The 21,920-nt window shown below is 72.4% G+C and carries 22 protein-coding genes and 1 pseudogene; 17 read left to right on the top strand and 6 right to left on the bottom strand.

The genetic code is table 11. The features are described 5' to 3' along the window. Positions 1-38: 38 nt before the first annotated feature. Positions 39-764 carry a lysophospholipid acyltransferase family protein gene (locus tag ABZ642_RS40775; RefSeq protein WP_360494867.1) on the bottom strand — a complete coding sequence of 242 codons (726 nt, stop codon included), beginning with the start codon at positions 762-764 and terminating at the stop codon, positions 39-41. A gap of 815 nt (positions 765-1,579) precedes the next feature. Between ABZ642_RS40775 and ABZ642_RS40770 the strand changes: the two genes are divergently transcribed. The 4 genes from ABZ642_RS40770 (at position 1,580) to ABZ642_RS40755 (ending at position 6,166) form a co-directional block, all read left to right on the top strand. Further along, positions 1,580-2,431: a hypothetical protein gene (locus ABZ642_RS40770; RefSeq protein ID WP_360494864.1), complete on the top strand. Its 852-nt coding sequence runs from the start codon at positions 1,580-1,582 to the stop codon at positions 2,429-2,431. Positions 2,432-2,636: 205 nt separating this feature from the next. Next, positions 2,637-4,385 carry a hypothetical protein gene (locus ABZ642_RS40765; protein ID WP_360494861.1) on the top strand — a complete coding sequence of 583 codons (1,749 nt, stop codon included), beginning with the start codon at positions 2,637-2,639 and terminating at the stop codon, positions 4,383-4,385. Between the two features lie 310 nt (positions 4,386-4,695). Then, positions 4,696-5,124 carry a BlaI/MecI/CopY family transcriptional regulator gene (locus ABZ642_RS40760; protein ID WP_360494859.1) on the top strand — a complete coding sequence of 143 codons (429 nt, stop codon included), beginning with the start codon at positions 4,696-4,698 and terminating at the stop codon, positions 5,122-5,124. A gap of 4 nt (positions 5,125-5,128) precedes the next feature. Next, positions 5,129-6,166, top strand: a complete 1,038-nt coding sequence (locus ABZ642_RS40755) for a M56 family metallopeptidase (RefSeq protein ID WP_360494857.1) — start codon at positions 5,129-5,131, stop codon at positions 6,164-6,166. Between the two features lie 27 nt (positions 6,167-6,193). Here the strand turns inward: ABZ642_RS40755 and ABZ642_RS40750 are convergent, their stop codons facing one another. Beyond that, positions 6,194-7,519, bottom strand: a complete 1,326-nt coding sequence (locus ABZ642_RS40750) for a HAMP domain-containing sensor histidine kinase (protein ID WP_360494854.1) — start codon at positions 7,517-7,519, stop codon at positions 6,194-6,196. A gap of 151 nt (positions 7,520-7,670) precedes the next feature. On the opposite strand from ABZ642_RS40750, the gene ABZ642_RS40745 reads away from it, so the two are divergent. The 5 genes from ABZ642_RS40745 (at position 7,671) to ABZ642_RS40725 (ending at position 13,195) form a co-directional block, all read left to right on the top strand. Continuing rightward, positions 7,671-8,297, top strand: coding sequence for a hypothetical protein (locus ABZ642_RS40745; RefSeq protein WP_360494851.1), 627 nt, complete (start codon positions 7,671-7,673; stop codon positions 8,295-8,297). Between the two features lie 7 nt (positions 8,298-8,304). Next, positions 8,305-9,039, top strand: a complete 735-nt coding sequence (locus ABZ642_RS40740) for an ABC transporter ATP-binding protein (protein WP_360494848.1) — start codon at positions 8,305-8,307, stop codon at positions 9,037-9,039. After that, positions 9,026-9,688: an ABC transporter ATP-binding protein gene (locus ABZ642_RS40735; protein ID WP_360494845.1), complete on the top strand. Its 663-nt coding sequence runs from the start codon at positions 9,026-9,028 to the stop codon at positions 9,686-9,688. The genes ABZ642_RS40740 and ABZ642_RS40735 overlap by 14 nt, the downstream gene beginning before the upstream one ends. Before the next feature lie 67 nt (positions 9,689-9,755). Then, entirely contained in the window at positions 9,756-12,407 is a 2,652-nt protein-coding gene (locus tag ABZ642_RS40730; protein WP_360494843.1) for an FtsX-like permease family protein, read from the top strand. Positions 12,408-12,463: 56 nt separating this feature from the next. Then, entirely contained in the window at positions 12,464-13,195 is a 732-nt protein-coding gene (locus ABZ642_RS40725; RefSeq protein WP_360494840.1) for a response regulator transcription factor, read from the top strand. Between the two features lie 282 nt (positions 13,196-13,477). Here the strand turns inward: ABZ642_RS40725 and ABZ642_RS40720 are convergent, their stop codons facing one another. Next, positions 13,478-14,125, bottom strand: a complete 648-nt coding sequence (locus ABZ642_RS40720) for a phosphatase PAP2 family protein (RefSeq protein WP_360494837.1) — start codon at positions 14,123-14,125, stop codon at positions 13,478-13,480. Positions 14,126-14,329: 204 nt separating this feature from the next. After that, positions 14,330-14,548 carry a hypothetical protein gene (locus tag ABZ642_RS40715; RefSeq protein ID WP_360494834.1) on the bottom strand — a complete coding sequence of 73 codons (219 nt, stop codon included), beginning with the start codon at positions 14,546-14,548 and terminating at the stop codon, positions 14,330-14,332. Positions 14,549-14,867: 319 nt separating this feature from the next. Between ABZ642_RS40715 and ABZ642_RS40710 the strand changes: the two genes are divergently transcribed. Continuing rightward, entirely contained in the window at positions 14,868-16,205 is a 1,338-nt protein-coding gene (locus ABZ642_RS40710; protein ID WP_360494831.1) for a glycosyltransferase, read from the top strand. Next, positions 16,202-16,969 (top strand): polysaccharide deacetylase family protein, encoded by a 768-nt coding sequence (locus ABZ642_RS40705; RefSeq protein WP_360494828.1) that lies wholly within the window; start codon positions 16,202-16,204, stop codon positions 16,967-16,969. Before ABZ642_RS40710 ends, ABZ642_RS40705 begins: the two co-directional genes overlap by 4 nt. 70 nt (positions 16,970-17,039) lie before the next feature. On the opposite strand, the gene ABZ642_RS40700 is transcribed toward ABZ642_RS40705, so the two are convergent. Both ABZ642_RS40700 and ABZ642_RS40695 read right to left on the bottom strand, forming a co-directional pair. Continuing rightward, the gene (locus tag ABZ642_RS40700; RefSeq protein WP_360494825.1) at positions 17,040-17,318 is read right to left on the bottom strand and encodes a GlsB/YeaQ/YmgE family stress response membrane protein; all 279 of its coding nucleotides are present in this window, start codon (positions 17,316-17,318) and stop codon (positions 17,040-17,042) included. A gap of 233 nt (positions 17,319-17,551) precedes the next feature. Beyond that, positions 17,552-17,992, bottom strand: coding sequence for an ATP-binding protein (locus tag ABZ642_RS40695; protein WP_360494822.1), 441 nt, complete (start codon positions 17,990-17,992; stop codon positions 17,552-17,554). Between the two features lie 213 nt (positions 17,993-18,205). Between ABZ642_RS40695 and ABZ642_RS40690 the strand changes: the two genes are divergently transcribed. The 6 genes and pseudogenes from ABZ642_RS40690 (at position 18,206) to ABZ642_RS40665 (ending at position 21,875) form a co-directional block, all read left to right on the top strand. After that, a complete protein-coding gene (locus ABZ642_RS40690; protein WP_360494819.1) occupies positions 18,206-18,568 on the top strand; it encodes an STAS domain-containing protein in 363 nt (120 codons plus the stop codon). Positions 18,569-18,671: 103 nt separating this feature from the next. Beyond that, a complete protein-coding gene (locus ABZ642_RS40685) occupies positions 18,672-19,127 on the top strand; it encodes an RsbRD N-terminal domain-containing protein (protein WP_360494816.1) in 456 nt (151 codons plus the stop codon). A 22-nt stretch (positions 19,128-19,149) separates the two neighbouring features. Continuing rightward, a pseudogene (locus ABZ642_RS40680) lies at positions 19,150-19,329 on the top strand (anti-anti-sigma factor); the annotation flags it as partial. Beyond that, complete coding sequence (locus ABZ642_RS40675; protein ID WP_360494813.1) at positions 19,316-20,695, top strand: SpoIIE family protein phosphatase; 1,380 nt, start codon at positions 19,316-19,318, stop codon at positions 20,693-20,695. The pseudogene ABZ642_RS40680 and the gene ABZ642_RS40675, both read left to right, overlap by 14 nt. Positions 20,696-20,755: 60 nt before the next feature. Next, entirely contained in the window at positions 20,756-21,175 is a 420-nt protein-coding gene (locus ABZ642_RS40670; protein WP_360494810.1) for a DUF6153 family protein, read from the top strand. Between the two features lie 82 nt (positions 21,176-21,257). Then, positions 21,258-21,875, top strand: coding sequence for a DUF305 domain-containing protein (locus tag ABZ642_RS40665; RefSeq protein ID WP_360494807.1), 618 nt, complete (start codon positions 21,258-21,260; stop codon positions 21,873-21,875). The last annotated feature ends 45 nt before the right edge of the window (positions 21,876-21,920 follow it).

Raw genomic sequence — 21,920 nt, 5'->3', positions numbered from 1 at the left:
CGGCGGGAACACTCCCGCCGCCCCTCGGTCGTACCAGGTCAACTCAACGGCGCTCGCGGGAACTTGCGCTCCCTCGCACCCTTCGCCGCTGCCTGCTCGGCCTTGACGACGGCCGCGTACTCGTCGACGTACTCCTGCTCGGAGAGGGTCAGGATGGCGTACATGATCTCGTCGGTGATCGCGCGCAGGACGGCCTTCTCGTTCTCCATCCCGGCGTAGCGGGAGAACTCGAGGGGCTTGCCGAAGCGGATCACCACGGGGTGGATGTTCGGGATGACCTTGCCCGGCGGCTGCGCCTCGAAGGTGCCGATCATCGCGCAGGGGATCACCGGGACGCCGGCGCGCAGCGCCATCACGGCCACGCCGACCTTGCCCTTGTAGAGCCGGCCGTCGTGCGAGCGCGTGCCCTCCGGATAGATGCCCAGCAGTTCCCCTCGGCTCAGCACCCCGAGCCCTTCCCGGATCGCGGCCTGGCCGGCCTCCTTGCCGGAGCGGTCCACCGGGATCTGTCCGGCGCTGCGGAAGAAGAACGCGGTCAGCCGACCCCGTACGCCCGGCCCCGTGAAGTACTCGGCCTTGGCGAGGAAGGTGATCCGCCGCTTGAGGACGGCCGGCATCAGGAAGTGGTCGGCGAAGGAGAGATGGTTGCCGGCCACGATGGCCGGGCCCGACGCGGGCACGTGTTCCAGACCTTCGATCCGGGGCCGGAACGCCAGCCGCAGCAGCGGCCCCAGCAGCACGTACTTGAGCAGGTAGTAGAACATGGCTCGCCCCTCACTTTGCCAGCCCCCCTGCGAGCTGGTGCTACCCCAGGTCAGTATCGGTTACACGGCAGTCGGCCCAGGTGCGCCCGTGGTCATCCGGTGCGATGTCCGGACGGCCTCATGACGACCCCTCGCCGACTCACCTGACGGTCGGTCAGGCGCCTGGTCGGTGTGGCGCAGGTCGGCAGACCGCCGCTCCGCCTTGTTGTGCGCATGGCTCCCTCATCCCTGCGACGTGGCTGGGCGATGGGCGGGGCTTCGGCGACGGCTGTCGTGGTCCGTGCCCGCCATCGGGTGTGGGCCTGTCCGAGGGATCTTCAATCTACCTGGGACACGCGCGCAGGAGTACCGTCGAGTGTCCGGTTCGCTGTCCACCCGGCGCTCGGCCGACGCGGTACGGGCGGTCAGGATGCATTCAGGTACTCCGTGGCACGGTCGGGCCTCATGACACACGAGGCATCGCACACCCCGGTGCCTTCGGCGGCCGGCGCCGAGGCGTCCCCGGGCCGCCGGTTGCGCTGGAACAAGGTGCCCGAGGTCACCGTCCATGGTCTTCGTGGTCTGGTACCGGCGCGAGCGGACGCTGTCCATCCATCACATCGACACCACCGGCCGCGAGTGACGTGGCGCAGTCTCGGCGGACGGCACGCCACGCGGTCTGACCAGGCATGTGACAGGCATTCAGAAAGGTGCAGGCCGACGCTGTCAGGGTCGGTGGTTGCGATCGCGCCGTCGCGGTCGCCCATCCGGCAGGACGCTCGCCCCCATCGCGGAGCGCGCGCCATGCCGTCCGACCACACAAGGAGCCCCCCACATTGCAGCAGCCGGAAGCCCTCACCGATCTCGACGTCGCGAGCACGACGAACTCGGTGATGAAGAAACTGCCCGAAGTCACCCTCGCCTTCTGGATCATGAAGATCGCGGCGACGACGCTGGGTGAGACCGCCGGGGACCTCTTCGCGCAGACCCTGAAGCTCGGTTACTTCCTCACCACGATCGCGTTGTTCCTGATCTTCGTGGTGACGCTCGTCGTCCAGCTCCGCTCCCACCGGTACAACCCGTTCTTCTACTGGACGGTCATCCTGTCGACCAGCATGGCGGGCACCACCATGTCCGACTTCATGAACCGCGATGCCAGCACCAAGTACCTCTCCGGCGGCGCCACTTCACTCGGCTGGGGACCGCAGGGTCTCGGCCTCGGCTACCCGGTCGGCGCGGCGATCCTCATCTCGATCCTGCTGGTCATCTTCGCGGTGTGGCGACTGAGCGGGATGACCTTCCAGATCCGCGACATCGTCACCTTCCGCGGCGAGGCCCTGTTCTGGTCGGCGATCCTCGTCTCCAACACCCTCGGCACCTCCATGGGCGACTTCCTGTCCGACAGCTCCGGGCTCGGCTACGCCGGTGGCGCGCTGCTGGTGACCGGCGCGCTCGCCCTGCTGGCCGTACTGATGAAGGTGCCGACGGTGCCGAACGTCCTGCTGTTCTGGATCGCGTTCGTGCTCACCCGCCCGCTCGGCGCGACCGCGGGCGACCTCCTGACCAAGCCCGTCGCCAAGGGCGGACTGAACCTCGGTACCGCCGGCTCCTCGGCCGTCCTGCTGGCCGTTCTGCTCGGCCTCATGACCTACGCGCAGGTCCAGGAGCGCAGGGCTGCCGCCTCGTAGTGGACGGAGCGGAAAGGCGGGCCGATCCGCAGCCGGGCATGCGCGTCGGGTCGGCAGGGTGTCGCCGATGGCCGGAAGTCGGAGCCCGATTCCTGTGGCGTTCTCACCGTACGCCTACCTCTACATGATGTAGTACTCGCTTGGTTGACCGCCCGGAGCGCCACACACGCCCGGGCGGTCGGACGAGGTGAAGGAGGTGGGCGTCATGGCCGACGCCTACGGTGCCGGAAACGGTACCGGGACGGTGTGGCGGAGGGTGACCGACCTGGCGGCGCCGCCCCCGGCGTCCGGCGCCGGTACCGGGCCGCAGCAGGTACACCGCGGGATGACTCTCCTGGCGACGATCAGCCTGTTCATCGGGACGCGTGCCGCCTGGACCACCGCGATGAAGTCCGCACCGGCCATCGCCGCGGTCATCTCCGTCTGCTACGCCTCGATCCTCGTCTGCGGCGTCCTCAGCCTCCTGGTGCGCGATCGGCGCTCACTGATCCGTGTGGACGCTGCCGTCCTGGTGACCGCCGTCGCCCTGGTGACCTGTGGATACCTGCTCGACCACGCGGGCACCGACGAGGGCGTCCTGACCGCCCAGGCCGCGAGCGAGATCCTGCGCGGCCATCCTGTCTACGGCCAGCCCTGGCCCTGGCTCTTCGACACGCCGGCCGTCGGGATCACCAAGACCATGTCGGGCGGCGCCGACTACACCTACGGCTACCCGCCGCTGACCGCCCTGCTCGCCGCCCCGGTGCATGCCGTCGTCCACTCGACAGCCGCCGCCACCCTGGTCACCACCGCGGCGCTCGTCGCCTCCTCGGTCCTGCTGTGGGTCCTGCTCCCGGCCCTGTGGCGGTCCGCGGCCACGGCCGTCTGCCTCGGCTTCGGCCTCCTGCCCCACTACGCCTACGCCGGCTATCCGGCCATCACGGCCCTCGCGCTGCTCGTCCCCGTGGTGGTCCGCTGGCCGGACACCGGTGCCGGCGGCCGTCTCGGTTCCCAGGGCACCCTACGGGCGGCCTGTCTGGGCGCCGCCTGCGCCGCGCAGCAGCTCGCCTGGTTCCTCGCCCCGTTTCTCCTGATCGGCCTGTACGCCGTCCGGCGCGGCGAACTCGGCGGACGGCGGGCCCTCGAGGTCACCGTCCGCTACGCGGCCACCGCCGCGCTCGCCTGGTCGGCCGTCAACGCCTACTTCGCCGTCGAGGACTTCTCCGGCTGGCTGCACGGCATCCTGCTGCCCCTCGACCAGAAGGCGATCCTGCACGGCCAGGGCGTGATGGGCATCTCCTACTACTTCACCGCCGGCAGCAGTCGCCTCGACTTCTACTCCTACGGCAGCACGCTGCTCCTGCTGGGACTCCTGGCCGCCACCGTGCTGTTCGTCCGGCGGCTCGGCCCCGCCCTGACCGTCCTGCCGTGGACCGCGTTCTACCTGGCCACCCGCTCTCAGGACGGCTACTTCCTGATGATGACCCCTCTGTGGCTGGCGGCCGCCGCAACGGTCCCGGCCGGTGCGTTCGCCGCCGCCTGGCAGCCGCTTCTGTCCCGCTTCGCCGGCCGCCGGGCCAAGACCGCTCTGGCCACGGCGCTCCTCACGCCCGCCCTGCTGTGCGTCGTGGTCGCCGCCGCCAGTTCACCGCCACTGCGCATGACCCTCGCGGTGCGCTTCGCCACGCACCACGCACGCGTCGGGATCACCGCCATCGACGTGCGCGCCGTCAACACCACGGGGACGCGACTCGTCCCGCACTTCGCCAGCCGCACCGGCCAGGGCGCCTCCAACTGGTGGACGGTCGCCGCCGGCCCCGGCGCCCTGGCCCCGCACTCCTCCGCCGACTACGTCGTCAGACCTCCGGGCGGCTTCCGCGCGGTGCGGCCGCGGACCTATCTCGTCGCGGTCACCGGCACCCCCATGACGATCACGACAGCCCCGGTGCCGGCGGACGCGCCCTCGGTTCGGTGAGCGGGCGGACGGCGAACCGCGCTCACCGAGCAGGCGAGAGCGCCCAGTTGTCATCGCTCAGCCATCCTGACCAGGGACTTTGCGGAGATGTTCAGGTTGCTGTCGGGTTGGCGTTGCGCCGACGCCCAGGTGAAGGCCGCGGCAGGGGGCGGCAGCGGCTCCAGCGGACGCCATCCCGATCTCCGCCGTCGACGGCCGCCCGGTCCGGCGTGGCGTCGCGAGGTGTGGCCTCGCAGCCCGGAACACACCTCCTACAACTCGTAGGGGTGTCCGGGTACGCTGTCCGCACGACGGTGAGGGAAGGCGAACGGTGGCGGATCGAGACGACGAGGAAGCCCGCGAAGGATCCGGCAGGCGGGCGCGAGGCGAGTTGGAGAGCAATGTGCTCGCCGCGCTCTGGGCCGCCACCGGTCCGCAGACCGCGCGGGAGGTCCGCGAACGGTTGCCGGGCGATCTCGCCTACACGACCGTCCTGACCATCCTGTCCCGTTTGTACGAAAAGGGCATGCTCGTACGGCACCGCGAGGGCCGTGGCTACGCCTACGAACCGGCCCGCGACGAGGCGTCCCACACCGCCCAGCGCATGCACTCCCTGCTGGCGGGCGGTTCCGACCGTGAAGCGGTGCTGGCCCGTTTCGTCTCGGAATTGTCCGAGCAGGACGAGCACCTGCTGCACCAGATCCTGTCCGGGCACGGCACCGCACCCGCCGAGAGCAAGCGCCCCCGCGGGAAGCGGTGAACCGGTGCTGATCAGCGTCTACATCCCGTTCCTCGTCACCGCCGCTCTGGCGGTCCTCGCCGCCCCCGTGGCGCGTCGGCTTCCTCCGCGCCGGGCGGCCTGGGCTCTGGCCTGCGCCGCGCTGGTCACGGCGGCCGGCTGGGCGGGATCGCTCGCTCTGCTGGCCTTCTCCGGCGTGGCGCAGGTCCCGGAGATCGCCGAGGAGGGCCGCTGGTCGGTGGCGGCGCTGCGCGCCGAGGACCCGGTGTACCTGGTCGTCGCGGCCGGCAGCGCCCTGGTGCTGGTCACCTGCGTGGTCTCGCTGCTCGTGGCCGCCGTACGACAGGCGCGCCACTTGGTCCGGGCGCGGCGGGAGTGCGCCCAGCTGCCGGGGCGGACGGAACTGGCGGTGGTCGACGACGACGTCCCGCTGGCCTTCGCGCTGCCCGGAGCGCCGGGGCGGATCGTGGTCTCACGGGGGATGCTGTGCTGCCTCGGCGACGACGAGCGTGAGGCGCTGCTGGCGCACGAACGGGCACATCTGCGCGGGCGCCACCACGTCTTCCAGAGCCTGTGGCGACTCACGGCCGCGCTGAATCCGCTGCTGCGGCCGGTGACCGTCGCGGGTGAGTTCGTCCTGGAGCGCTGGGCCGACGAGGAGGCCGCTGAGCGCGTCGGGGACCGCCGGGTCGTCGCCCACGCTGTCGGGCGTGCCGCCCTGGCTTCCGCCGGTGCGTCCCGTCCCGCTGCGCTCGCCGTGACCGGCGGGGTGGTGCCGCAGCGGGTACGGGCTCTGCTGGCCCCGCCGCCCGCTCGCCGCAGCCTTCCCCTGCTGGCCGGCGGACTGCTCCTGGCCGTCTGCTGCGCAAGCCTGGCCAACGCCGCGTCCGACAGCGACCGGATGCTCGACGGCGCACAGTGGGCCCTGTGTGGGAAAGCCGGCGGGAGCGTCGCTACGGCCGGTGTGAAACCCGGCGGTGGCATCGCTACCGCGCGTGGGGACCACGGGCATCGGCCGGACGCCTGTTGTGACGGCCACGGCCGTGCCGAGCACGGCGAATGACGTTTCCGACCGGTTCGGAACGCGCTCTCACCCGGCCGACGGAGCAATGACCTCGCGGTCATCGGGGCCAACCGGGATCAGCAGGGTGAACCTGGCCGGTTCGCGGCTGGTCAGGGAGAGCCGCCCGCCGAGGGAGACGGCCAGGTCGCGGGCCAGGGCAAGCCCGATGCCCGTTCCCGACCCGCTGCCCGTGCGGCCGCGTTCCAGGAGCCGCGCCGGTTCGCCCTCCACCGTCCCCTCGTCGCTCACGTCGAAGGCGAGGGCGTCGTCGAGATCCCGCACCGACAGCCGTACGGTTCCGTGGCCGTGCACCAGCGCGTTGTCCAGGAGGACGCCGAGCACCTCCGACACCGGCCCGCCGGGGAGCCGGGCGTCCGCGGGCAGGTCGCGGGTGTCGCACACCAGGCGGCGGCCCGCCTCGGCGAACAGGCCGTGCCACCGCGACTCCGCCTCCTCCAGCAGCTGCTCGACCGCGATGCCCCCGGTGGAGCGGCGCTCGCGCTCCGGTGCGCGGGACAGCCGCAGCACCTCTTCCACCGTCTGGTGCAGGCGGTGGGTGGTGACCAGCGCCTCGGTCAGAACGGGACGCAGCCGGGCGTCGTCGTCCTGGGCGAGACCGGACTCCAGGGTGAGTTGCAGGCCGGTGAGCGGGGTGCGCAGCTGGTGAGAGGCGTTGGCCGCGAAGTCGCGTTCGCGGCGCAGTAGTTCGGACAGGCTCTGGAGCATCTCGTTGTGGGTACGGGCGACCTGGTCGATCTCGGCCATGGCACTGGGAGCCGCCCGCGCGGTGAGATCGCCTTCGGCAACGGCCTGGCAGTGACGGGAGAGCTGCTCCAGCGGGGCGGCCAGGACCCGGGCCTGACGGCGGGCGACGAGCACGGCGACGGCCAGCGCGAAAAGGGCGACGCCGAGCAGACCGGCCCATGCCGTCAGGACGCGGGCGCGTACGGCGGTGGCGGGGGAGGAGGCCCGTACGACACCGATCACCTGTTCGGCGTGCGAGACCGGCACGGTGACGACCAGATCGGTCCCGGACCGGCCCCGGACGACCTGGCCGCCGAAGGCGCCACGTACCGCTGGGTCGCCGGTCCGAGGGCCGTTTCCGGCACGAAGTCCGAGCCCTGGGTCGTAGAGCCCGAGACGGCCGCCGGCAGGGGCGCGGGGCAGTTCCACCGGATCGCCGGCCGTGTAGTCCGGACTCACCCGAACGGCACCTGCCAGGGCCGCGCGCTCCAAGGTGTCGCGCTGGCCTGCGTACAGGGACGAGCGGATGGCCAGGGCCAGGGGAACGGCGAGCAGGACGACGGCGACCAGGGCGGCGATGAGGGCGACTCGCACCACGCGCTGTCTCATGCCTTCATCATGCGGGCTGTCCGCCCGCCCCACCCGGGCGCGGCGGCGCTTTTGCCGTCGTCTAACCCTCGGCGAGCGCAACGTTAACCGGCCGCTTCCTAGCGTGGCTGCCATGACCGTCCGGACCGCGAATTCCTGGAGGGCAGTGGCCATGGCAGCGCAGATACGGATACCCGCGGCCGTCGGGCTGGCACTGGCGGTGGCGATCACCGCCGGCTGCTCCGGCTCGACGACACACGCCTCCTCGACCACCGGAGCGGCGGGCGTGAGCGGGCAGAGTCGGCCCGCGCCCACCGAGTCCAATCCCCCCGGTGACATACCCGACAACCAGGTCTACGTCCTCTACCGGCCGGCCTCGGGCGCCTTCACAGGCTTCACGGTGAAGATTCCCGAAGGCTGGTCCCGCACCGTCCAGGGCAACGCGACGGCGTTCACGGACAAGCTCAACACCGTCAGGATCACGACCGCCGCGGCCGCGGCTGCCCCCACCGCCGGCTCGGTCGCGAACACGGTCGTGCCACCACTTCGCTCCCAGGTGACGCAGTTCGCCGAGCCGAAGGTGTCGGAGGTGAACCGGCACGCCGGCCGCGTCGTCCTGCTCACCTATCAGGGCGACTCCGCAAGGGACCCGGTCACCGGCAAGGTGGTCCGCGACGCGTTCGAGCGGTACGCGTTCTTCCGGGCGGGGCACGAGGTGGACCTGACCCTGTCGGGGCCGGTCAAGGCCGACAACGTCGACCCGTGGCGCATCGTCAGCGACTCCTTCACGTGGCGGTGAGCGCACCATGCCCGACGGAACACACGCTGACGGTGTCGCTCATGACGTGCTCAGGGCCCGCGAGCTGTATCGGTTCTACCGAGCCGGGGAGGAGGAGACACTCGCGCTGCGCGGGGTGTCGCTCAGGGTGCGGCGCGGTGAGACGGTCGCGGTCGTGGGTCCGTCCGGGGCCGGGAAGTCGACCCTGCTGGCGTGCCTGGCCGGACTCGACGAGCCCTCCGGCGGCGAGGTCCACGTCGACGGCGTACGGATCAGCCACCGGCCCGAGACCGAGCGGGCCCGGTTGCGGGCCGGGCACATCGGCGTCCTGCTGCAGTCCCGCAACCTGCTGCCGCACCTGAGCGTGCGGGACAACGTCCGCCTGCCGCAGCGGGCGCGGGGCCGCGGGGCGCCCGTGTCGGCCGAGGAACTGCTGGCCCGGGTGGGGCTGGCCGACCGGTCGCACGCCCTGCCGAGCGAGCTGTCCGGCGGCGAGCTGGCGCGGGCCGGGCTCGCCGTCGCGCTGGCCAACGCGCCCGCCGTCCTGCTCGCCGACGAACCGACCGGTGAACTGGACGGCGAGACCGAGCGGTTGGTGTTGTCCATGCTGCGGGAGCGGGCCGCGGAGGGGTGTGCGGTGCTGATCGTCACGCACAGCCGGGAGGCCGTCCGCATCGCGGACCGGGTGATCACCCTGACGGACGGGAAGGCCACCGAGGCCCGGCGCCAGGACCGCGAGGAGGCGCCCGATGCCGTCGGATGAGGTGCTTGTCAGCTGCGCGGACGCGGCCCTGACCTTCGGCCGGGGACCCGGGGCGGTCGTGGCCGTGCACGGAGCCGACCTGGCGATCCGGGCCGGGGACCGGCTCGCCGTCGTCGGGCCCTCGGGGTCGGGCAAGAGCTCGCTGCTGCACCTGCTGGCCGGGCTCGAACAAGCCACCAGCGGTACCGTCACCCGGGCCGCCTCGCTCGGGCCGTACGACATCGGCCTGGTGTTCCAGGGCGACAGCCTGATCCCCGCCCTGAACGTGGCGGAGAACACCGCTCTGCCCATGGTCCTCACCGATCGTCCGGAGGACGAGGCGCGACTGTGCGCGCTCGCGGCACTCGCCCTGGTGGACGCCGCCGACCTGGCCGACCGGCTCCCCGAGGAGATCTCCGGCGGCCAGGCCCAGCGGGTGGCCGCCGCCCGGGTCCTGGCCCAGGCGCCACGCCTGATCCTGGCCGACGAGCCCACCGGGCGGCTCGACCACGCCACCGGCGCCCACGTCCTGGACGCCCTGCTGACGGCCGCCGACCACACCGGCGCGGCACTTGTCGTCACGACCCACGACCCGGCCGTCGCCGCTCGGCTCACCGTCCGCCGCGGCATGCGCGACGGACGGCTGCTCGCACCCGAGGAGGTTCCATGAGCACCGCCTGGTCGCAGGGACCGCACCGGGACCGCACGGGAACCCTGCAGGCCTCCGAGGAGATGCCATGATCGCCACCTGGGCCCGCGGGCTGGCCCGCCACCGCACCGGACGGCTCCTGGCCGCCCTGACCGGCATCGCGCTCGCGGTCGCCCTGGTCGCCGCGCTCGGCTCCTTCCTCACCGCGTCGAAGGCGACCATGACCCAGCGCGCCGTGCGCTCCGTCGCCGTGGACTGGCAGGTGCAGGTGCAGCCCGGCGCCGACCCGCACACGGTCCGGTCCCTGGTGGTCGGGACGCCGGGCATCCGTACCGCCCTGCCCGTCGGCTTCGCACACACCAGCGGCTTCACCGCTCGCGTGCAGGGCAGCACCCAGTCCACCGGCCCCGGCATGGCCCTCGGGCTGCCCGACGGCTACCGCGCCCGGTTTCCCGACGCCATCCGCACGCTCTCCGGCTCGTCCACCGGTGTCCTGCTGGCCCAGCAGACGGCCTCCAACCTGCATGCGGCCCCCGGCGACACCGTCGGCGTCCGGTTGCCCGGTGCCGGTCTGCGGCAGGTGAAGGTGGACGGTGTGGTCGACCTGCCCCAGGCCGACTCCCTCTTCCAGACCGTCGGCGCCCCCAGCCAGTCCCAGCCGACCGCGCCCCCGGACAACGTCGTCCTCCTGCCCGCCGCCCGCTTCACCGCCCTCACCCGCGGCGCCACCGGTGTCACCACCCAGATCCACGCCGCTCGCGACAACACCCGGCTGCCCTCCGACCCGGCCGCGGCATACTCCGCCGTCACCGGCGCCGCCCACAACCTGGAAGCCCGCTCCGCGGGCACGGCCCTGGTCGGCGACAACATCGGCGCGGCTCTCGACTCGACCCGCCAGGACGCCCTGTACGCCCAGATCCTCTTCCTCTTCCTCGGCGTGCCGGGCGCGGTGCTGGCCGCCGCACTGACGGCGGCGGTCGCCTCGGCCGGCGGCGCACGGCGCCGCCAGGAACAGGGGCTCCTGCGACTGCGGGGCCTGCGGCCCCGTCAGATCACCGTACTCGCGGGTCTGGAGGCCGCCCTGATCGGCCTGGCAGGAGGTCTGGCCGGGCTGGGCCTCGCCGCCCTCACCGGCCGTGTCGCCTTCGGCACGGCCTCCTTCGGCGCGAGCGCGGCGACCTGGTCCGTCTGGTACGCCGTCGCCTTCGTACTCGGAGTCGCGGTGGCCGCGGGCGCCGTCGTGGTCCCCGCCCTGCGAGACCTGCGCACGGTCACCGTCGCCGACACCCGCAAGCAGGAGGACGTACGACGCGCCCGATCGCCCTGGTGGATGCGGTACGGCCTGGACTTCGCCCTGCTGATCGGTTCGTGGCTCATCTTCCGCGCCTCCTCCGGCAACCAGTACGCACTCGTCCTGGCGCCCGAGGGCGTTCCCAGCATCTCCGTGTCGTACTGGGCCTTTCTCGGCCCCGCCCTGCTGTGGATCGGCGCGGCCCTGCTGCTGTGGCGCCTCACCCTTCTCGCCCTCACCCACGGCCGCCCCGCCCTGGCCCGTGTGGTCCGGCCGCTGACCGCGACCCTGGCCGGCACCACCGCCGCAGTCCTGGCCCGGCGCCGCCGCCCGTTCGCCCGGTCGGTGGTCCTCCTCGCCCTCGCCGTCTCCTTCGCGGTCTCCACCGCCGTGTTCAACGCCACCTACCACCAGCAGGCCGAGATCGACGCCCGGCTGACCAACGGCGCCGACGTCACCGTCACCGAACCACCCGGCGCCCAGGTCCCGCCCTCGGCCGGGGCAGCACTGAAGATCCCCGGCGTACGGCAGGCCGAGCCGCTCCAGCACCGCTTCGCCTACGTCGGCTCCGACCTCCAGGACCTCTACGGCGTCCGCCCGGGCACCGTCGCGCGGGCCACCTCGCTCCAGGACGCCTACTTCTCCGGCGGCACCGCACACCAGCTCATGCGGCGCCTCACCCAGCGCCCGGACAACCTGCTCGTCAGCGCCGAGACGGTCAGCGACTTCCAGCTCTCACCGGGTGACACCGTCAACCTGCGCATCCAGGACACACGTACCAAGTCCCTGCGCACCGTGCCCTTCCACTACGCCGGAATCGTCAAGGAGTTCCCCACCGCCCCCAAGGACAGCTTCTTCGTCGCCAACGCCTCCTACGTCGCCAGGATGACCGGCAGCGACGCGGTCGGCGCCTTCCTGGTCGACACCGGCGGCACGAACCAGCAGCAGATCGCCGCCCAGCTGCGCCGCCGGCTCGGCACCAGCGCCACCGTCACCGACCTCACCCAGACCCGCGGCACCGTCGGCACCAGCCTGACCTCCGTCGACCTGGCGGGGCTGACCCGTATCGAACTCGCCTTCGCGGTCCTGCTGGCCGCCGGCGCCGGCGGACTCGTCCTCGCCCTCGGACTCGCCGAACGCCGTCGCACCTTCGCCATCGCCACCGTCCTCGGCGCAAAGGAGCGGCAACTGCGCGGCATGGTCCTCACCGAGGCCCTCCTGCTCGCGGCCGGTGGCCTCGCCGGAGGCGCGCTCATCGGCTGGGCCCTGTCCGAGATGCTCGTCAAGGAACTGACAGGCGTGTTCGACCCGCCGCCCGCGAGCCTGGCGGTCCCCGGTGCCTACCTGGCGCTCACCGGCATCGCCGCCGTCGCCGCCGTACTGGCCGCCGCCCTCAACGGAATCCGCGGCGCCCGCCGCCCTGCCATAGAGGAACTGCGCGACCTGTGAACAGCCGGAACCAGCTGACCGCGCAGGTCTCCCCACCCCCTCCTACGCTGTCGTCCATGGGGACGCTAGTCGCACCGGACCGCAGCCACCAGCGTGTCCTCGTCATCGAGGACGACGCCACCATCGGCCACCACCTGGAGGCCGGCCTGCGCGGCAACGGCTACACGCCCGCCTGGAGCCGCACCGGCACCAGCGCCCTGGCCGAGGCCGCCCGCACTCGCTACGACGCCGTACTCCTGGACCTCGGCCTGCCCGACACCGACGGCCTCGACGTCGCCCGCGCCCTGCGGGCCCGCTTCCCCAACCTTCTGATCGTGATCCTCACCGCCCGGACCGAGGACATCGACATCATCGCCGGGCTCGATGCCGGAGCCGACGACTACCTGGTCAAGCCCTTCACTCTGACCGTCCTGCTGGCCCGCCTGCGGGCCCATCTGCGCCGCCACACCGGCACGTCGTCGGCAGCGCCCGGGCCGGTCCGCCTCGGCGACCTCGTGCTCGACACCACCGCGCGCCGATGCACCCTCCGCGACAGCGAAGTCCTCCTGCGTCCCAAGGAGTTCGACCTGCTCGCCGTGCTGGCCCGGCATCCGGGCGAGGCGGTCTCGCGCGAGACCCTGATGGCGCAGGTCTGGGACGAGAACTGGTTCGGCTCCACCAAGACCCTCGACGTCACCATGGCAGCCCTGCGCCGCCGCCTGGCCCATGCCTCCGACGCGCTGCCCGGTCCGTGCACGCTGCCGGAGATCACCACCCTGCGGGGACACGGTTACCGGCTGGAGCGCTGAAGTCCGCACCATGGACACTACGACGGGGCCGTGGGCTGCTTCCTGTGGACGCAGGCCGACCGGAGTCGGCAGGGCCCGGTACGGGGGCTCGCGGCGGGCGTCTGCCTGATGGCGCTGCTGCGGCCGACAGGCGCGGCAGGGGCGTGCCTTCCGCTGCCGCCGGCACCGGCAGCCATACGGCGGCGGCGCTCCGGACGGCCGGCCGTGGACGGCGGCCTGCCGAGCCTGGCGGCCCGCTACGCGCATGTCACCGGCGTGGCCGGCACGGGCCGCCCGTCGAAGTCACAGGGACTGCGTGGCCACGGCCGGTGTGGCCGTCAGGAAGGGGCGCAGTGCCCCATGGCTCAGGGAGTCGATCAGCGGGGTGGCCCAGCGGCGCGACGCCAGGCTGACGAGGAAGGCGACGGGCAGTGCGAGGACTGCGGAACCGAGGACGTCGTGGGGGTAGTGGGCACCGACGTAGACGCGGCTGAAGCCCTCCACCACGGCGAACACGGCGGCGATCGCGCTCAGCCGGCGGTCCAGCAGGAACAGCGCGGCGACCGAGGCGGCGGCCACGGTGCTGTGCCCGCTGGGGAAGGCGTAGTCCGAGGGTGCGGGGCAGGTGTCGACGAGATAGGCGTGCGGCATCGACCGGCAGGGCCGCACCTCGGCCACGATTTTCTTGACGATCTCGGCGGCGGCGAAGGCGATCACGACGGCCGCCGGCGCGGCCAGCGCGAGGGTCATCGCCTGTGCGCCGCGGCGCCGGGCGGTCCACCAGCCCGCGATCATGAGGACCGCGAAGACGCCCAGTCCGAAGTTGGTCCACACCTCCATCGGCGTGTTGAGCCACGTCGTGGCGCGGGCGAGGTCGGTGACCGAGGTGAACAGCGATCCGTCGATGCCGGATCCGTCGAATGCCAGCTGCGCGGTGGCGGCCGCGGCCATAACGGGACGTCCCTCCGTATGAGTACGCCGACAGAGGACGGGACGAGCACGAGACGACGTGGCTCGGGGCCGCGCAGCCGAACGGCTCCCGCCTGCGCGATGGCGCCTTGGTGACATTGCGCTGATGCGAAGATGGCTGCCCGGTAAATCTACTACATCTTGTAGACGGGCGACTGGTCGAGGCGTGCCGCGCGTCCCGGTCCGTCAGGCGGCGAAGGCGTCGCGTGCCGGCCGGACTCCGCCGTTCAGCGGCGCCAGCCGGGCCGCGCCTGGCGTGCTGAGCGAGCGTGCCAGTCCGGCCGGCGGCAGCAGGGTGTCACCGGGCAGGAAGACGCCCACGGCGGGCACGGCGGTCTCGGCGAAGATCACGACCAGTACGGCCCAGGCGCCGAACCTCGCCGGCATCGCCTGTGGATCCAGCACCCCTGCGATGGTCGTGGGACCTGGTGGCATCGACGGGCCCTCCCCCTCCGGGTTCTTCTGCGCCCCACCAGTCTCTACGTCTTGTAGTAGGTTCACTTGCGCCCGCCCCCGGGGGTGTTGGACCCGGGGCGTTCGAACCTCTCGCGCCTGATGGTCGTTCCCTAAGTTCTACATCATGTAGTAGCTTCGGTGTTCGGCGCCACCGCGATCGAGTCGTGGCCCTGGTTCGCGCGCAGGCGCGGCCTCGGCCTGCCCGCGGTGCCGTCCGGGCCGGACCTGCCCGGCCGCGCCCCGTATCCCGTCAGGAGGCTGATCGACCGTGCCCTACCGCGACGACCTGGTGCCGGAGCCGGTGCCATCGCCGTCCGCCGCACCGCCGCAGAACCCGGGCACCCGGCGGATCGCGATCATCTCCGCCGGCGTCGGCGCGGGACACGACGGCGCGGCCGCGGGGCTGGCCCAGAGGCTCACCGAGCACGGGTTCCGGGTGGACCGGCACGACTTCCTCGACCTGCTGCCCGCTCAGGCCGGCCGCCTGCTGTGCGGTACCTACCACCGCATGCTGACCTGGATGCCGGAGGGCTATCAGCGCCTGTACGCGGCCACCGACCGGGCTGCACGCCCCGGCGTGGTGTGGCGGGCACTGTTCCGTGCCGCCGAGCGGCGCACACTGCGGGCGCTCGCGCCCGACACCTGTGCGGTCGTCTCCACCTACCCGGGCGCCAGCCAGGTCCTCGGCGCGCTCCGCCGGCGCGGCCTGCTGACCGTTCCGGCCTTCACCTACCTGACCGACTTCTCCGTCCACGCCCTGTGGGTGGCCCCCGGCATCGACGCCCATCTCGCCGTGCACCCCGTACCGGCGGCCCAGGCCCACGCGCAGGGCGCGGCCGCCGTCACCGTCGCCGGCCCCGTCACCGATCGGCGCTTCATCCCCGCCACCGCCGGACAACGGGCCGCCGCCCGCGACCGGTTCGCCCTGCCCGGGCACGGGCCCCTTGCCCTGCTCGTCGCCGGATCATGGGGAGTGGGCCCGGTGCGACGGGCCGCCGCCGAGATACAGGAGACCGGAGTCGCGGTACCCGTGGTGGTGTGCGGGCGCAACCAGGCCCTCGCGGACCAGTTGCGCCGGGACGGTATCGAGCACGCCTTCGGCTGGGTGGACGACATGCCGGGCCTGATGCACGCCTGCGACGTCCTGGTCCAGAACGCCGGCGGGCTGACGTCACTGGAGGCTTTCGCCGCAGGGCTGCCGGTGGTCAGCTACCGCTGCATCCCCGGTCACGGCCACACCAACGCCGCAGCCCTCGACGAGGCGGGCCTGGCGGCGTGGATCCGCGATCCGGCAGCGCTCGGCCCGATCCTGGCGGAACTCCTGCACGGACCGCGCGGCGAGGACCAGCGCGCGGCAGGACTCGCCCTGCACCGCTCAGCCCCCGGGCCGACATCCGCCATCGCCGCCAGAACCGGGCCGCAGTCCACGCCCGGCACCCCGACCCCATCGCGGCGGTTTCCCGCGAGACGACGGATCGCCCTGACCGCCGTCACCGTGACGGCCACGGCCTTCCTGGGCGTCGCCGCCCCACTCGCCCACGCCTACAACGAAACGCCCGCGCGCTTCAGCGCCGTCGCCCACTACCTGGACGGAGACGGACGATGACCCCGGCCCGCCTGGCCCGTGCCACCGCGCTCGCCTCGGCCGTGGCACTCCCCGCGCTCGCCGCCCTGAACGCCGCGCCCGGGATCTCCACGCTCGGCCCGCTGCGGAACACGGCCATGCCCCGCCTGGCCGGTCAGGGCCGGCCCGACCACGTGGCCCTCACCTTCGACGACGGCCCCGACCACCTCTCCACCCCGCACTTTCTCGGTCTTCTCGACGCGCGCGGGATGCGGGCCACCTTCTTCCTGCTCGGCTCGATGCTGGTCCGTTCACCCGGGTTGGCGAAGGAAATGGCCGCCGCCGGGCACGAGATCGCCGTACACGGCTGGCACCACCGCCCCCTGCTGCTCCGCGGTCCCCGTACCACCTACGACGACCTCGCCCGGGCCCGCGATGCCGTGGGCGACGTCACCGGAAGGCCACCGACGCTCTTCCGGCCGCCGTACGGGGTGATGACCACGGCCGCCCATCTGGCCTGCCGCCGCCTCGGTCTGACCCCGGTCCTGTGGACCTGCTGGGGCGAGGACTGGCGCAGGCGGGCCAGCCCGCGGTCCGTCCAGGACACCGTCCTGCGCGATCTGCGCGGTGGTGGCACCATCCTGCTGCACGACTCCGACTGCACCTCCGCCACCGGCTCCTGGCGCACCACCCTCGGCGCGCTGCCCCGCATCCTGGACGCCTGCCAGGCTCGCGGCTGGCAGGTCGGTCCCCTCCACGAACACGGCGTCCCGGCCGTTCGCGTCCGCCGGACCCAGGGGTCCTGACGCCGACGGCTCCCGTCCCGTGAACCGGGAGGGAGCCGTTCAGGCGGTGCAGGCGGGTGGCTTCAGTGGGTCAGGCGTGCCGGTGCGAGCGCCGGTTTCCGGTGACGAGGCGGTAGAGGAGGAGCAGGATGAGGGAGCCGACGATTGCGGCGATCCAGGTGGACAGGTCGAAGAACCCGTCGATGGAGTCGACGCCGAAGATCACCTTGCCGAGCCAGCCGCCCAGCAGACCGCCGACGATGCCGATGAGCATGGTGACGATGATGCCGCCGGGGTCCTTGCCCGGCATCAGGGCCTTGGCGATGGCGCCGGCGAGCAGGCCGATGATGATCCACGCGATGATGCCCATGGTGCGTCTCCGCTTCCTCGGATAAAGGCTGTGTCAGCTCATCGTGTGCACCGATCGCGCCCGAACAAACGTCTCATCCGGGTCACGGTCGTACCGGTTCCTGATCCGAGGGGGAGGGGCCGGAGTCATGAAGGCCGAGGACCGGTGGGCCCTCTCGCGGATGATCCGGCCTCCAGGAACCGGATCCTCGCCGGGCTCCGCACCGGCCTCCTGCTCGGACGAGTCCGCGGCGCTCAGCGGGGGCCCGTCGGCGAGTCGGCCCGACGCGCATCGCCGACCGGGCCGTCGGCCAGGGCGATCCGGGCGGTGACCCTCTTGCCGGAGGGTTCGAGGCGGACCTGGAACGCCTGGACGACGGCCATGACGATCTCCAGCCCGTGCTGACCGACCCTTCCGGGATCTCCCGGGCGGGCGGCGGGCTGTGCACGGGCACTGTCCCGTACGGTCACCTCCACGGTCCCGTCCATGATGCGCAGTTCCATCCACAAAGGCCCGGGGGCGTACTTGCGGGCGTTGGTGACCAGTTCGCTGACCACCAGCCGGGTGAGGTCCACGGCCCGCGCCGACACGGCCACACCATGGTCCGTCCGGGCACGGCTGAGGAAGTCCGCGGCGAGATGACGTGCTTCGCCTATACAGGCGTCGTCGCCGTCCAACGGGACGGCGGTGGCCATCGGACGAGGACTCGGCTCTCCTTCGCCTTCGCTGCCGGCAGACTCCACGCTTCGTCACCTTCGTTCCCGTCGCCCGTCGGCACCTGACCCGCGCGCTGCCCCTCTTGCTCCAAGTGCCCAGTCCTACCAGCGCTGTTCCCCGTAGTATCAGCGCTGACTCCTCGCACAGGAGTTGGCGGCCCAGCCGCTCCAGCGAACGCAGTCGAGGAATCGGTGACAGGCGCCCAGCCGGACCAGCGTGGCCAACTGACAGTCAGCGAATCCGTCCTCGATGGCGTCAGGGTCGTCGCCCTGCGCGGCGAACTGGACCACACCACACGCGATCTCGCCAGGCAGGCGCTGAACCCGCCCGCCACCGAGGCGATCCCGCGGACCGTCGCCGATCTGACCCGGCTGACCTTCATGGACTCGGCCGGCATCAACGCGCTCATCGCCGCTCACCGCGCGGCCACGGACGCCCAGGGCTGGCTGCGCGTGGCCGGTGCGCAACCGACCGTCCAGCGGGTACTGGAACTCGTCGGCATCGACGCTCTCATCCCCTGCCGTCCGACGGTGCGCGAAGCACTCGAGGGCTGACCCCGGAACGCGTGCCGTAGGCTGCACACGCCACCCGTTGACACACACGTACGAATATCGAAGTGGCATCCGCATGGCGAAACCGGACAACACCGTTGACCTGGTGAGGCTCCTTTCGGACGGCGACCGGGACCTGGCGGCGGTGTGGGTCGCCGAGGCGTCGGCCTCGCTGGGCAGTCGCGTGAGCGCGGCCGAGGTCGACCGCGAACTCCGGGAACTCTACGAAGCCCTGGTGGCGGCGTTGCGGGAGGGCGCGGTCGACGTCCACTCGGAGCAGATGTACGAGGTCCGGGCTCTGGTGACCGAACTGTCCCGGAACCGGGCCCGGCAGGGATTCTCCCCGAGCGAGACCGCCATCGGTGTCTTCGCGCTGAAGCGGGTCCTGGAACCCCTGCTGGCGGACGGGTCCGCCGAGGAGATCCAGGCGTATCTGCGGCTCGGTCGCATCCTGGACGGGTTGGGGCTCTTCACGATCGAGACCTACACGCAGACGCGGGAGGAGCTCATCACCGCGCAGGCGGAGCAACTCCTGGAGCTGTCCACGCCGGTCGTGCGGTGAGATCGTCGCCAGGTCCGCGGGGGGTGTCGTCATCGACATCAGCGCCCTGGAGATCGTCGACTCCTTCGTGGGACGCATGCCGGCGACGATGGCCGCCATCTCCCGCATGCTCCACGCCCGTACGGTCGTCGTGGGCATGCGCCCGGCCGTGGCCATCACCCTGGTGGAGCTGGGCCATTCGCTCGGCGGTGTCAGCACGGCCCAAGGGCTCCCCGCGGACGGCCCATCTGCCGATCATTCAGATCTCCGCGGCCGCCATGAGCCCGGACGACCACGCGGAGGGCCTGCGGCGAGGTGCGGACGCCTATCTCGACCAGCCCATCGACCCCGGCGAACTCCTCGCCACCGTCACCGCCACCCTGCGCTACGCCCGAGCCCGCCAACGCGCCGAACGGCTCGCGCAACGCCTGATCGCGCTGAACAGGGCGACGCTGGACGTCTACAGCGCGGTCGGCTTCCACTCCTTCGCCTCGGCGGCGACAGGCGGCGCGGCGGCCGTCCTGGCCGGCGCGGCCAGCGCGGTCTTCCTCTCACCCCACGCGCAAGCCGTGCACAGCATGGTCGACGGCCCGGAGAGCACCGTACGCACACACCCGGCCTCTGCGGGCCTCCCGGACCAACTGGCGGGCCGCTGCCTGAACGAGGAAACCGGCGTCGCGGTCGTCCGCCTCCCCGCCGGACAGTGGCGCGCCCTGCTTCCCGCCGACCATCTCCACGGGGAGGTCGCCCTCGCGGTCGCCCGTACCAAGCGCGGTCGTCCCCCTGTCTGCCTGGCCGTGCCCGCCGCCGCTCTGCACGGCGCCGACGACGAACAGCTCTTCCAGCAACTGGCCAACTCCAGCGCACTCGCGCTCGAAGCCCTGCGCACCTACAACGAGGAACACGCCCTGGGTCTCGCCCTGCAGCGTTCCTTCCTCCCCAAGGAAATGCCGACCGTCCCAGGCGTCGAACTGGCCTTCCGCTACCTGCCCGCCTCCGAACACGCCGAGATCGGCGGCGACTTCTACGAAGCGGTACAGACGGTCAACGGGCTGCTGCTCGCCATCGGAGACGTCGTCGGCCACTCGCTGACCGCCGCCGCCGTCATGGGCGAGGTACGGCACGCACTGCGCGCCTACGCCATCGAGGGCCATCCTCCGCACCACGTCCTGCAGCGCCTCGAAACGCTCCTGCACCAGTCCCAGCCCGGCGTCACGGTCACTCTCTGCCTCGCCCTCATCACCCCCGACCGCCGCCTGCACATCGCCAACGCCGGCCACATCCCCCCGCTCGTGATCGACCCGTGGGAAGGACCGCGCTTCCACCATCCGCACGGTCCGCTGCTGGGCCTGGGGCTCCCTCATCCGCCGCCCACCGTCCTTCCGGCCCCGCCCGGCACCCGCCTCCTCATGGTGACGGACGGCCTCGTCGAGGTACGCACCACCAACCTCGACACCAGCCTCGCCGAACTCCGCGCCGCCGTGGCCGACGGCCCGGCAGGACTCGAAAGCATGTGTGATCAGCTGCTCGCTCGTTTCGGGCAGAACAAGGACGACGACATCGCCTTGATCACAGCCCTGTTCCCGTGAGCGGCGGTCGGGGACGTGTCCGTCCCGGTCCGCGCTCAGGCCGTGCATAGGATGATCCCGATGCGCCCCACCGAGCAGCCCACCCCGCCCCCGCCGCACCGGCGGTGGCGAGCCGTGCTCGTGCTGGGCCTGCTGGCCGGACTGCTCGCCATGCACGCGCTGGCACCCGGCGGTGCCATGGGGTCCGGCGGGCACCGCGGCCATGAGCGGGTCTCGCCCATGACCGCCATGACCGCCATGGTCACCGAGTACGACGGCTGCTCGGGCGACGACGGCCACTGCGGCGGCAACCACGCGCGCCACGCCGACGCGACCTGCGCCTCGGGCGCGGTGAGCGGGGGACCGGCGCTGCCGGCCCTGGTCCCGGACCCGGTACCCGTCCCCGCGGCCGCCCTCTCGGCCGGTTCCCGCCCGGCCACCCCACCGGACGGCGCCCGCGCACCTCCCGACCTGGCCGAACTCCAGCTCCTGCGGATCTAGAGGCACCCGAGCCGGCCGTGCGCGTACCGCGCCGCGGTCGTGCTCCCGCGTGCCCCCTCACATCCACCGCAGGAGATCGACCATGAACACCACCCGTACCCGTGCCGTCCTCGTCGCGCTGACCGCGACCGCCGTCCTCGCCCTCGCCGCGTGCGGCAGCGGCGACGGCACCGCCCACAGCGGCACACCCGCCACCGCACATGCCGGCGCGTCCGCGTCGGACAGCGCCGCCGGCGCGCACAACGCGCAGGACGTGACCTTCGCGCAGCGCATGATCCCGCACCACCGGCAGGCCCTGGAGATGGCGGAGCTCGCCGCCGGCCGGGCCTCCTCGGCCCGGGTGAAGGACCTCGCCGCCCGGATCGAGAAGGCCCAGGACCCGGAGATCAAAACCATGTCCGGCTGGCTGAAGGCCTGGGGCGAGGACGTGCCCATGGCGGGCATGGACCACGGCGGCCACACCGGCATGGCCGGGATGATGGACGACACGGACATGACCGCGCTGAAGAAGGCCGAGGGGACGGACTTCGACACGATGTTCCTGACCATGATGGTCGAACACCACCGGGGCGCCGTCGAGATGGCCGGCACCGAGCGGTCCCAGGGCGCCTACGCCCCGGCCACCGGCCTGGCCGGTGACATCGTCACGGCCCAGAACGCCGAGATCAAGGAGATGAAGCAGCTCCTCGGCAAGGGCTGACCAGGGCAGAGGCGGCCGCGCCCGGCCGGCGCGGCCGCCCCTGCG

The organism is Streptomyces sp. NPDC007157 (assembly GCF_040634235.1).
Classification (GTDB): domain Bacteria; phylum Actinomycetota; class Actinomycetes; order Streptomycetales; family Streptomycetaceae; genus Streptomyces.
This window is presented reverse-complemented; position numbering and strand designations above follow the sequence as displayed.